Source organism: Labrys sp. (in: a-proteobacteria), from assembly GCF_047605565.1.
GTDB lineage: Bacteria > Pseudomonadota > Alphaproteobacteria > Rhizobiales > Labraceae > Labrys > Labrys neptuniae.
The window spans coordinates 117,016-129,256 of record NZ_JASGFM010000003.1 but is presented as its reverse complement, the minus strand read 5'-3'; the positions used below and the strand labels follow the sequence as shown (position 1 = coordinate 129,256).

The following is a 12,241-nucleotide window of genomic DNA, read 5'->3' as shown; positions in this document are numbered from 1 at the left end:
CGTCGGGCGCTCTGCTTAGCATCATTCGGAGCCCTCGCTTATGAAAGTAACTTTCTTTCTTTGTATCTTGCAAGGAAATTTCCTTCTAGACACCCAGGTCCGCCGATGCTAGCGTTTCGGCCTATCGAACTTCCCCGCAAAGTGGGAAGCGGCAAGAAATTGTGAGGGAGAAAGCTCGTGAAAAGACTATATTCCTGCCTGGCTGCAGCGGCCTTTGCCTTGTCAGCCGCCACTTTCAGTGGCCAGAGCGCAGCTCAGGAGCATAAGAGGACGTATTACTACGCCTCCCAATTGCAGGGGCACCCCTATCTTCTCGATTCTCTACTTGGCATGGACTATGCCGCCAAGAAATTCGGCGTGAACATCGTCACGCTCGGCCCGCAGAGCTGGGATCCGGTGGCGCATGCCGAAGCGGTAGAACAGGCCATCGCCAAGAAGCCGGACGGCATCGTGACCACGCTGTGGGAGCCTGGCGCCGTGCCAGCGATCAAGCGTGCCATGAGCCAGGGCATCCCGGTGGTGGTGATCGAGGCGGTAACGCCCGACAGCGGCGCCCTGACCTTCGTGGGCCTGGACAATTACGAGGCCGGCGTGGACACGGCCAAGGAATTGATCAAGCGGGCGGGCAAGACAGGCAAGCTGGTGGTCTCCGGCAATTGGGGAGCCTCCAACACGGACGCCAAGTTCAAGGGCCTGATGGACTACCTCAAGGCCAATTCGCAATGGGAGCTGCTCGGCCGCGTCGACGACAAAGCGACCACCGAGACCGCGATCGACGCCGCCAAGACCATGTTCAACACCTATAAGGACATGACCGGCGTCATCGGGTTGGATTCCTCGTCCGGGACCGGTATCTGCCTGGCGGCCGAGGAGCTCGACAAGGACATCAAGCCTCTCACCGTCATCGTGCATGACCGCGAGGCGCCGGTCCTGGAATGCGTCCAGAGCGGCGACATCGATGCCACCATCGTCAACAAGACGGCACTGCAGGCCTATATGGCGATCCAACTGCTCGAAGCCTACAACGACGAGAAGGTCGGCCTCGCCACCGTGCCGATCTCCAGCGACAACAAGGCAGCCGGCGTCATCCCCTTCCCGCAATATATCTACATGGGAACGCAGGTGATCGATAAGGACAACATCCAGTACTTCCTGGCCGCCAACATGCCGAAGTTCAAATAGGCCCGGGCTTCGCAGGATCCCGCTCCTTCGCCTGCAGAGCGTGCGTCTGCGGGCGAAGGCCCTTCGCGAAGACCGCTTCGGATCATCAAGTCAGGAATGCCAGCCATGGCGGACATCGTCCTCTCGCTGAAGGATGTCACCAAGTCGTTCGGTGCGGTGAAGGCCCTCGGCGGCATCAGCTTCTCCGTGCGACGGGGCGAGATTCACACGCTCCTCGGCGAGAACGGTGCCGGCAAGAGCACCACTCTCAAGATCATCAAAGGCGACGTCACCCCGACGACCGGCACGGTAATCATCGATGGCGAGACCGTCACCGAGTTCCTGCCCTCGAATGCCGCCAGGCACGGCATTGCCATGGTGCACCAGGAACTCGCCGTCTTCGAAAACATGACGGTGGCCGAGAATATCTTCGTCGACAGCCCGCCGCTGCGCGGCGGTCTCGTGGACGTCACCGGAATGAATCGGCGCACGGCTGAACTCCTGGCGATGTTCGAGCTCGACATCGATCCACGCACCCGCGTGCTGGAGCTCACGCCCAGCCAGCGCCAGATCATCGAGATCCTGCGGGCCGTGAATGTCGAGCGCAAGATCGTCATCCTCGACGAGCCGACCTCCGGCCTCAACGCGCATGATTCAGGCATCCTCCTGAACCTGCTCGCCAGGCTCCGGACCAAGGGACAGACGATCCTGTTCGTCTCCCACCGTCTCGGCGACGTCATGCGCATCTCCGACCGCATCACCGTCCTACGCGATGGCGCCGTGGTGGAGACGCTCGACAACCAGGGTCTGCAGGAAAGCGATCTCGTCAACCGCATGGTGGGCCGCAAGCTGGCAGAAGTGCATCACCGCGACCGCCCGGCCAGGGCAAGCGAGGAGCCAATCGTCTTCAAGGTCGAGGGGGCAAGGCGGCAGGATGGTTTCGAGGACGTCTCCCTGTCGCTGCGCCGCGGCGAGATCGTCGGCGTCTACGGCCTCGAGGGCTCCGGCACGGCGGAGCTCTCGCGCTCCCTCTTCGGCCTCGATCCTATCGAGGGCGGGCAGATGGAAATTTCCGGCAAGGCCGTCGCCTCGCTCGAACCCCGCCGCATGATGGCGGCGGGTGTCTCCTATCTCAACGCCAACCGCAAGGATGCCGGCCTCTTCATGCAGCGCAGCATTGCCGACAATGTTTCGGCACCGGTATTGCGCCGTTTCGCGCGTCTGGGCTTTCTGAACGAAAGGAGCCTGGTGGCGCGGGCCGGCGAAGCGATCAGGCGTTTCGCCATCCGCGTCGCCGGCACCAATGTCCCGCCCCGGGAGCTCTCCGGCGGCAATCAGCAGAAGGTGATGCTGAGCGCCTGCCTGTCCTGCGATCCCACCATCATGATCGTCAACGAGCCCACGCGCGGCATCGATGTCGGCGCCAAGGTGGATGTGTACAGGGCGCTGACCGGCCTGGCCGACGAGGGGCGCAGCCTCCTGGTGTTTTCATCCGAGCTGCCCGAGATCCTGCTTCTCGCCGACCGCATCCTGGTGATGCGCGCACGCAGGGTCGCGGGCTGGCTCACCGGCACGGCGATGACCGAAGAGCAGGTCATGGCCCTGGCCGCCGGCAACAAGTGAGGATCGGATGAGCCAGCAAGAGACAGCTCCGCTTGCCGCGGCTGCGCCCTCGACCCCTGCCCGCCGGCGCGCCCGCCTCGGGACGATCCCGCTCCTGGTGATCACCCTCGCGCTCTGCGCCTTTCTCGCCATCACGCGTGAGAATTTCCTGACGGCGAGCAATCTTTATTCGCTTGCCTTCGCCGTCTCGATCGAGGCGCTGGTCGTGCTCGCCTTCACCTATGTGATGGTGCTGCGCGAGATCGATCTTTCCGTCGGCGCGGTCTACGCCCTTTCCGGCGTCCTATCGGGTTATCTCCTGTTGCAGGGCCTCTCGCTGCCGCTCGCCATCGCACTCGCCCTGGGTGCCGCCGCCCTGGTCGGCCTGGTCAACGGCTTCCTGGTCGTGCGTTTTCGCATCAATTCCTTGATGCTGACCATCGGCACCATGCTGATCGTGCGCGGCATCGTCGGCGTGATGACCACCACGCTGCGCGGCAACATCTTCCCGCGCGAATTTCGCAGCCTGGCCCGCCAAGCCTTCTTCGGCGTCAACCTCACCATCATCGCCATGATCGTCCTGGTGATTGCCGCCCTGCTCTTCCAATGGCGTAGCGTGCTGTTCCGGCAGATGTGCTACATCGGCGAAAACCTGCAATCGGCGACGATCTACGGCATCCGCACGGGCCGCATCAAGGTGCTCGCCTTCGTGGCATCGAGCCTGATGGCCGGTATCGCCGGCATCTACACCGCCTCGCGTATCACCCATGCCGATTCCAACATGGGGGTCGGGCTCGAATTCAGCATGATCACTGCGGCGGTCCTCGGCGGCGCCAGCCTCTATGGCGGGCGCGGCAACGCTGCCGCATCGGTGCTCGGCCTCTTCCTGCTCGCCGTGATCATCAACGGCATGGCGATGTACGACATCGAACCCGTCTTCCAGCAATTCGTCGTGGGAGCCCTGCTGATCGCCACCGTCGCGATCGACACGCTTCTCAACCGTCATCGCGTCTGAGGGAGACAGAAATGGCCACCCGTTCCGCCACCCCCAAGACGATGCCCTTGCTGAAGCGCTGGCGACTGGAGCAGGAGGCGATCACGCTGGGCGTGGTCGCCGCACTCGTGCTGCTGCTGGCCTTCGGCGCACCGGCCTTCCTCAATGCCAACAATCTCGACTCGCTGCAGACCAGCCTTGCACCGAACATGATCATCGCCATCGGCATGATGGTGCTGTTCATCACCGGCCTGTTCGACCTGTCGGTCGGGGCGGTCATGGGCCTGTCCGGCATCGTTACGGCCTATGCGCTGTCGGCCGGCTTCGGCATGGCCGGAGCCATCGTCTGCGGCCTCGCGGTCGGTGCCGTGATCGGGCTTGCCAACGGCGTTCTGGTCGCGGTCTTCAGGATCAACCACCTGATCGCCACGCTCGGCATGATGTACATGGTTCGCGGGCTGGTCGAGGTCATGCTGATCGGTACCGGCCTCGGCGGCTTCACCGAATTTCCGGCCGCCTTCACCTTGCTCGGTAACGGCCAGGTTTTCGGGATCTACGGCATGTTCATCTTCGCGCTGGGGCTGGTGATTGCCGGCGAGTTCATCCTGCGCCGTACCATACTTGGGCGGCGGCTCTATTTCCTCGGCGGCAATCCCGAAGCGGCCGGCATGATCGGCATCAACGCCACCCGTCTGCGCATCGGCGTCTTCGTCTTTTCCGGCTTGATGGCATCGCTGGCCGGCGTGCTGGTCACGGCCCGCATCGGCATGGCCAATCGCTATCTCGGCGTCGGGCTGGAGATGAACATCATCATCGCCTGCCTCGTGGGGGGCGGCAGCATTGCCGGCGGCAAGGGCTCGTTGATCGGGGCCATGCTGGGTGTGGGCTTCATCAGCCTGATGACGAATGCCTTCAATCTCTTCGAGGTCCCCTCCGAATGGCAAAGCTCGGTGATCGGTCTCGTCCTCGTGATCGTGGTGGTGATCGATGCCATCATGCTCCTGCGAAAGCAGCGGCTCTCATGGGCGACCATATTCGGCACGAGATCCCTTAAGGCAGGGCGATAGCGCCTGTGTCAGAGCAAGCCCCCCGGGGTCATCGGCACTCCAGCGCCATCGACCCGCCGTACCGGCGGGCACCTCGAAGCGCCAATTTGAATATGCAACGGCAAGGCTGGCTTCGCCCTCGCCTATGTGCGTCCCAACTATAAGCTTCGACAGCCGAGTTGAGGCTGGGGGCAAACCACCTGGCAAGGATGGACGATCTGCTTTTCGGAGGCTGTTTGTCACGTTTACGGCCCTGCAGGATGTGGCGGAGATCGTCTGCGCCACGGGGACAGGTGGCGACAGCCAACCCTTGATGGAGCGGTCTCCATGCAACGCTGCGCGGCGACCTGGGCACCATCCTGGGCTGGCTGGGCCGGAGCGGCGGCAAGGCCTGGCCTCAACGCAATAAATCCTGCGCCGGACGGGGCTTGCGCGTCGCGGTGATTGCCTCGGGCAGGATTTGCTCCTACATCGTGTTTCCCCTTAGCCTATCGATGTTTACCGGACCTGGCATCACGGGCTGGAAACAGGTGGTTTCGTGCTGTAGTGCAATTTCCATAGGTGATCCGCCGCGTAGCCATGCCTGGCTTGCTTCCTGAAATCGGTTGCTGCGTGGTGGTTGAACAAGCGTGCCACCGCAGGAAACCGCGCTTCAAGACACGAAGCCTTTGGAAGCCCGATACAGCCGCGCGCAAACGGCTCAGAAACAATAATATGTTCCCATGGGGCGGTCTTGAGATGAGATATGATTGAAGAATTTTGTATAAATATCTAAATTATATATGGAATTTCGTAATAAATCGGATTTTTTCGGAAAACACATGAAGATCATTGGCATATTGGGAGGAATGTCTGCCGCATCGACGCAGATCTACTATCGCAGGCTCTGCGAGATCACACGGCAACGCCTTGGTGGTTTGCACTCTCCGCAACTCTTGATCCGATCGCTCGACTTCGCAGAGATCGAGACGCTGCAAGTCAACGGTCAATGGGATCAAGCTGGGCGCCGATTGAACGTCGAGGCGCAAGCACTGGAACGCGGCGGCGCGGATATTCTCGTCCTGGCGACAAATACGATGCACAAACTGGCTGACCAGATGATGAGCGGCGTGAACATCCCCTTGATTCACATCGCGGATGCGACCGCAAATCGGATCGTCAAATCCGGCCTCACCAAGCCTGGCCTGATGGCGACCGCCTTCACCATGGAGCAGACTTTCTACACTGATCGCCTCAAGGCGGCCGCGCTCCAACCTGTTATTCCCCCTGACGCCGACCGCGCCGAGGTGCATCGCATCATCTACGATGAACTTTGCAAGGACATGACGACAGAGGAGAGCCGTTCGATCTATGAGGCGATCGCAGAGCGTTTAATTGTGAACGGCGCCGATTGCTTGATTCTCGGCTGCACGGAAGTCGGCATGTTGCTCAACGAGAGTAACGTCTCCGCCCCCGTCTTCGATACCACGCTGATCCATTGCGAGGCTGCCATCGACATGGCTTTGGCTGGCTAGAGCATCGCACCGAAAAGTGGACGCCGGTTTTCATAAAAAGCGATGCGACAACAATAACCTACAGCATCGGACTCGATTCCGAAATCAAGTCCGATGCTGTAGTGCTTTGAGAGGTCAGGACCTTGCGCTTCTCATCGACAAGCTCGATCGTGTTCTGGATATCGGGACATACCGGTCCCGTGACCGGCTCTAAAATCGCATTGCAACACGATCGGCCTTCGCGCCTGGCGGTCTGATTTTCGATCGCGCCATTCCTGATGCGAAGCTGCGTTGTGAGCTTGAGTTTTTTATAGCGAGATATCCGAGCTCGACTACCGGAGGAAGCGTTCCCGTGTTCCCGGCATTGGCACCAGGAAGAAGCAGGTGGATGGCCGCTCGACGAGCGGAAGGGAAGCCTTCAACACATGCGATGAGCCCACGGCGCTTGCGACCGCATCCGATACCCAACAAAACGGAGACGATGTTGACTTTGAAGGACGTAGCCGCTCCGCCCCCTGAGCGCACCTCTCCAATCGGGCTCGAAAACCACATCAGCGGTATCAGGTTGATCACCGGCGACGGACCGGCATGGAAAGACGTTTTCGTGCAGGTCTTCTCGCGCAATCGCACGCAACACTCTTTCCTCGTTCCTGCCGTCGCCGAGCCACTGATCGTTTGGGTCGTGTCGGGCAGCGCCACCGTCGCAGAACGGGATCTTGGCGGTGAATGGGCCACGAGTCGCGTGAGCGTGGGCGATTTCTTCCTGACGAGGTCACCCACTCCCTATGAACTGCAATGGCAGGCCGATGGCGATCAACCCTTTCAGGTGATGCACCTCTATCTCTCGGTCCCACTCTTCGAGAGGGTCGTGCGAGGGATTCTCGGAAAAGCCTGCAGTGACGTCACCGTGAAGGACGTCTCCGGGGGCAGCGACACCACGCTCTCGCATATCCTGAGCCTCCTTCATGGCGAACTGGCGATGGCAGAAAAAGCAAGCTCGCTGTTTGTTGAAGGCCTGGCCCAGGGCCTGGCTGTGCATCTGGTCCGCCATTATGCGGTTGCAGATACCGATAGGCGCGTCAGAAACGCCCTGCCTGGCTCGAAACTGCGACGGGCGACTGCCTTGATGACAGCCCGGCTCGATCAACCATTTGATCTCAACGGCCTGGCACATGAGGTGGGAATGAGCGAGTTCCATTTCAGTCGGCTTTTCAAGAGGGCGACAGGCCTTTCTCCCTCGCTCTACGTCATTCGCCAGCGAGTGGCCAAGGCGCAGCAATTGCTGCAGGAAACCGACTCCAGCATCCTCGAGATCGGCATGGCCGTCGGCTACTCCAGTCCCAGCCATTTCGCGCAGATCTTCCGTCGTGAAACGGGCCTGTCGCCAAGCGACTACCGTCGCGGCTGAGGCGCCAAGCTCGTCAGAAGTCAGAAACGAGCAAGATCCCGACAGCCTCCGCAAGGGGCCGGGAGAGAGAAAGACCAAGGTTTTCTAGATTCCTCCTTGCCGAAAAGCGAACGCCCTTCCGCTCCCCGGATCGGGTTCGAAGTCAACAAGGAGACACGTCATGACCAACCTCAGTGGAAAGGTCGCCCTGATCACCGGCGCATCGAGCGGTATTGGCGCGGCAACGGCCCTCAAGCTCGCAGGTGCGGGTGTCAAGGTCGGCATCGCCGCCAGGCGGACCGATAGCCTCGAAGCGCTGAAAGCCGACATCGCCAAGGAGGGCGGCGAAGCTCTCGTCATCCCGATGGACGTGGTCGATCCGGCCTCCGTCGAGGCCGGCGTCAAGATGCTGGTCGAAGCCTACGGTTCGATCGACATTCTCTTCAACAATGCAGGACTGATGCCGCTCTCCGATATCGACCAGTTCAAGACCGCCGAATGGCACCGCATGGTCGAGGTCAATGTCGGGGGCCTGCTCAATACGACGGCGGCGGTGCTGCCGCAGATGATCGAGCAGCATTCTGGGCACATCTTCAATACGTCCTCGATCGCCGGCCGCAAGGTCTTCAAGGGGCTCTCCGTCTATTGCGCCACCAAGCACGCGGTGACCGCCTTCTCCGATGGCCTGCGCATGGAGGTCGGGCAAAAGCACAATATTCGCGTCACCTGCATCCAGCCCGGCGCCGTCGCCACCGAGCTCTATGACCAGATCACAGACGCCGGCTACCGCCAGCAGATGGAGGATCTTGCCAAGCAGATGACCTTCCTGCAGGGCGAAGACGTCGCCGAGACCATTCTGTTTGCGGCCCAGGCACCGGCCCATGTCAACGTTGCGGAACTCTTCGTTCTGCCAATCGAGCAGGGCTGGTAGGCGCCTTGCCGACGATCGCCGGTCACCCCGACAGCATTCACGCCAACCGTCACGAGCAAGAAAAGGAAGATGCGCGAGGCTCGGCCTGCGCATCCGGCATCACTCGGCGATCGAGGCCAGGGCAAGGTCAACAACATGCATTTCTGTCGATTGCCTATCATAGTCGTTCACCTCATTTGGAGGCAACGCCGACTGTCTACCGAAATGACCATCGGATGATAGGATGGGGCTGACGACAGACGCTCCGCGCCGATCGACTGGCGCACGGCGACCTGATTTCGTCGCGAGATGCTCAGGCATCGCCGTGCTCCGCCTGCGGCCTCTCCCGGTGCACTGACAGGACGCTAATCGGCGCTGATCTGAACTGATCGCCCGGTCGGAGCCGCGATTTTGCGTCCGGAGCTCGTATCGCCCACAATAGTCGGGCGACAGGCCGCACTATGCTCTTGCACGACGCATCTCGCTGAAGCTGAGCCATAGAGCGGAAACCAGGAAATAGAAAGCGCCGAGGCCCGCATATCCTGCAATGTCGGCAATCGACGGCAGTTCCGGCATTCGCGCCTGAGCGATGAAGAAGGCACCTGCCACGGCAGACTGGCCGCCACTCAGGATCATGGCCCACTGGCCACCACGCGTCTTCCAGCGGCGAAGCGCCGTGCCCAGTTGCAGGAGACCCGAAAAGATAGCCCAGAGACCAAAGACGCCGAGAACCCAATTCATGCTCATCGTGAGCGCAATAATCACGACAGCGATCATCACCGAACTGACGGCCACGTTGATCGCTTGGCTCCGGTTATTTGCCAAGCCGCCGTTTCGTGCTGCGTCGACGAAGTTGGCCGCTGCGTCCCAGGCCGGATATAGGATGAGCAGGGCCGCCGCGACGGGAAAAGAATGACGACCGGCGGTCAATGCCGCTGCAACCCAGATTCCAGAAAACACGGCTCGGGCGAAATAATATCGCTTCAACCAATGGTCTTTGTCGCTCGCCGCTAAGCTCTTTTGATCGGTAGGCATGATAATTTCCTATGAAGTGTTGAAAAAGGTTGGTTTGTTGGTCGATGTCAGCGTGCTGAAATGCCCTGTCGATCGGTTTGATCGGGGAGGCTGGTCCCCGCGCCCTATCGCTGCTCTCATTTCTGATCTCGAGGGCTCATTTGCCGGCAACGCACATGGGTCGCACCGAAGCGAAGAGAACATTCGCCGGACTCGGAGCGCGCATGGATTAGATCCCCGCGTACCACTCGTATCCTCGATCCTCCCAATAGCCGCCGTTTCCGCCCCATAGGCCGGCAAAGCTGTCGACGAGTTCGATGCGCATGATGTATTTCGCCTGCTTGTAACCCAATTGGCGTTCGACCCTCAGGCGCAGCGGGGCGCCATGGCCTATGCTCAGGTCCTGCCCATTCATTTGATAGGCAAGGATGGTCTGCGGGTGAAACGCGTCGATGAGATCGATGCTCTCATAGTACCGGCCACTTCCATCGAGCGTCTTCTCGAGCTCGTCGGCACAATGGAAGACCACGTAGCGCGCCGTGGGCTTCAGGCCGGCCAAGCGCAGGAGGCTCAGGAGCGGAACACCCGTCCACTTGCCGATGGCGCTCCAACCCTCGACGCAGTCATGGCGGGTGATCTGAGTGCGCGCCGGGAGCTTTTTGAGGTCCGCGAGCGATATCTCCTGGGGTCGCTCCACCAAGCCGCCTATCTTCAGTCTCCAGCCCTGGAACTTACCCTCCGCCAGTTCCACATATTCGTCGCTGTCGGGAGCATTGGTGCCATTGACGCGGAAAGAGGGCGAAATATCGCTCTCGGCAAATTCACGCGCCAAGGCATCATGCCCCTGAAGCAGCCGTTGAGCCTTCATCGTCAGCTTCTCCGCTGAACGCAGGACGGCACCAATATCGGCATTTTGCTCCAACGCGTCACAGCCGGGAAGAGCCAGGACACTGGCTCCAAGCATGCTGCCAATCAGGAACCGGCGACGGGTGAGAAGTTGGTTCATGATTTGGGACTCTTTTCGTGAATGGCGTAGCGGCCAGTGATCATCGAGCGAAGATTGTTCCAAGCGCCCGACAGCGCGACCATCACGATGTGGACGATGACGAACAGCACCAGAAGAGATGCCGTGATGAAGTGGATGGTTCGGGCGGATTGGCGCCCGCCAAAGAGGTCGACCAGCGCGGGAAAAGCTGCGTCGATGCCGGGCGACATGGTCAGGCCGGTAAGGACCATCAGGGGCAGCAGAACGACAATCACGGCGAGATAAGTGAGCTTTTGCAGCGCGTTATACCGTCTTGCGTCTTCGCCCTCGGGGAAGCGAAGGCGGGCGTGATCAAGGACTTCGCGCCACAGATGGCGCGGTGAAAGTTCTCGCGTCGTCGGTGCCAGATCTCGCCTGAAGTGGCCGCTCAAGACACTGAAGCCGAGGTAAAAGATGCCGTTGAGGAGAAACAGCCAGGCAAAGAAGAAATGCCAGCGCCTTCCAGCCGCCAGATCCTGAAACGAAGGTATCGTGGCCCATGGCGGGAAAGCCCGCGATATCGGCTCGCCTTCCACGTCCGACACCCCCAGAACCCCGGTCGTCGCAAACTGCATGCCGGCGACACGCAAAAAACCGCGTGTCTGGGCGCCCTCGCCCTCCGAACCGATGGTCAGGACGGCACGATCCCCGTCTCCCCCATAATGGCCCCAGTACAATTCGGGATGAGCGTTGAAGATCTGAAGTCCACTCAAGAGGAGGAAACTCAGGCACAGCGCGTTCAGCCAATGCGTGAGCCGCGTGCTGAGGGAGTGACGGCGGATGAATACCGTTCGCCGATATCGGGCGTTATCATTGCTGGCATTTCCGTTCATGAAGACGCCCTCGGTTCTTGGCATTCATGGGTCTCGGGTCAGGCGGCATTTTCAGGCGCGCCGATCGAACCGGCGGAGTGACCGGATCGATCGGCGGCGAGGCGCTTCACATGGGCGGAACTACGCCATTCTTTCCGACAAGAACCTGATGGGCGATAGTGCCGGTTCCAGCCTTCTCGGCAGGTACGAAGACGACAGCGCCGGGAACAAGATCGTCCGCGGTCGCCGGCGCAAAGGTCACGATCGGCGTGCCGTCCGGAATGGAAATCTTCTTTTCCTTGCCATGATAGGACACCGTGACCGTCCGGCCATCGACACCTTTGACCGCATCCGCCACGGTAGCATTGGTCATGCTGCTGTTGGGCTTGAGGTCCCAGCCGTAGCTGCCCTCTCCTGTGCCTTTGAGTGCTGGCGGGAAGATGAGCACCTCCAGCGCGCCGTCACCACCGCCCTTCTTGGGCAGCGATGCAATACCGACGAAATCGCCAGGCTTGATGTCGGTTACCTTTGCATTCGCCACGCTGGATACTTTCCAGCCATCAGCAAGGGCCACATCGAGTGTCTCTCCTTCGCGGGTCTTTACCTTGAGGATAGACCCACTGTAATTGAGGATGCTGCCCCGGACATGGATCTGCCCTGCCTTCTTATCTTCGGCATGCACGGGCGATGCCAGCACAGCCGCCGAGGAGAGAGCCGACAGGCCAAGGGCGAGCGCCGGGAAAAAGTTCTTGATCATTGAATAACTTCCTACTAGTTGGTAGTTTATTGGATATAATT

At 60.5% G+C, this 12,241-nt stretch carries 11 protein-coding genes; 7 read left to right on the top strand and 4 right to left on the bottom strand.

Translation table 11 applies throughout. The annotated features are described in order from the left end of the window. Window positions 1-177 precede the first annotated feature (177 nt). The 7 genes from QM672_RS04385 to QM672_RS04355 all read left to right on the top strand — a co-directional run bounded on the left by QM672_RS04385 (window position 178) and on the right by QM672_RS04355 (window position 8,614). Window positions 178-1,182 carry a substrate-binding domain-containing protein gene (locus QM672_RS04385; protein WP_415080852.1) on the top strand — a complete coding sequence of 335 codons (1,005 nt, stop codon included), beginning with the start codon at window positions 178-180 and terminating at the stop codon, window positions 1,180-1,182. 105 nt (window positions 1,183-1,287) lie between these two features. Beyond that, complete coding sequence (locus tag QM672_RS04380; protein WP_415080850.1) at window positions 1,288-2,784, top strand: sugar ABC transporter ATP-binding protein; 1,497 nt, start codon at window positions 1,288-1,290, stop codon at window positions 2,782-2,784. Between the two features lie 7 nt (window positions 2,785-2,791). Next, entirely contained in the window at window positions 2,792-3,778 is a 987-nt protein-coding gene (locus QM672_RS04375) for an ABC transporter permease (protein ID WP_311937231.1), read from the top strand. An 11-nt stretch (window positions 3,779-3,789) separates the two neighbouring features. Continuing rightward, window positions 3,790-4,824, top strand: a complete 1,035-nt coding sequence (locus QM672_RS04370; RefSeq protein WP_415080848.1) for an ABC transporter permease — start codon at window positions 3,790-3,792, stop codon at window positions 4,822-4,824. A gap of 800 nt (window positions 4,825-5,624) precedes the next feature. Then, a complete protein-coding gene (locus tag QM672_RS04365) occupies window positions 5,625-6,317 on the top strand; it encodes an aspartate/glutamate racemase family protein (protein ID WP_415080846.1) in 693 nt (230 codons plus the stop codon). Between the two features lie 460 nt (window positions 6,318-6,777). Continuing rightward, a complete protein-coding gene (locus QM672_RS04360; protein WP_394311620.1) occupies window positions 6,778-7,704 on the top strand; it encodes a helix-turn-helix domain-containing protein in 927 nt (308 codons plus the stop codon). Window positions 7,705-7,864: 160 nt separating this feature from the next. Next, a complete protein-coding gene (locus tag QM672_RS04355; protein ID WP_415080843.1) occupies window positions 7,865-8,614 on the top strand; it encodes an SDR family oxidoreductase in 750 nt (249 codons plus the stop codon). Window positions 8,615-9,052: 438 nt separating this feature from the next. Here the strand turns inward: QM672_RS04355 and QM672_RS04350 are convergent, their stop codons facing one another. From QM672_RS04350 to QM672_RS04335, 4 genes are all read right to left on the bottom strand, one after another. Then, window positions 9,053-9,628, bottom strand: coding sequence for a DUF308 domain-containing protein (locus QM672_RS04350; protein WP_311937244.1), 576 nt, complete (start codon window positions 9,626-9,628; stop codon window positions 9,053-9,055). A 208-nt stretch (window positions 9,629-9,836) separates the two neighbouring features. Then, window positions 9,837-10,613, bottom strand: coding sequence for a molybdopterin-binding protein (locus QM672_RS04345; protein ID WP_415080841.1), 777 nt, complete (start codon window positions 10,611-10,613; stop codon window positions 9,837-9,839). Beyond that, window positions 10,610-11,464, bottom strand: coding sequence for a cytochrome b/b6 domain-containing protein (locus QM672_RS04340; protein ID WP_311937249.1), 855 nt, complete (start codon window positions 11,462-11,464; stop codon window positions 10,610-10,612). Before QM672_RS04340 ends, QM672_RS04345 begins: the two co-directional genes overlap by 4 nt. Window positions 11,465-11,570: 106 nt before the next feature. After that, window positions 11,571-12,200: a hypothetical protein gene (locus tag QM672_RS04335; protein WP_311937252.1), complete on the bottom strand. Its 630-nt coding sequence runs from the start codon at window positions 12,198-12,200 to the stop codon at window positions 11,571-11,573. Window positions 12,201-12,241 lie beyond the last annotated feature (41 nt).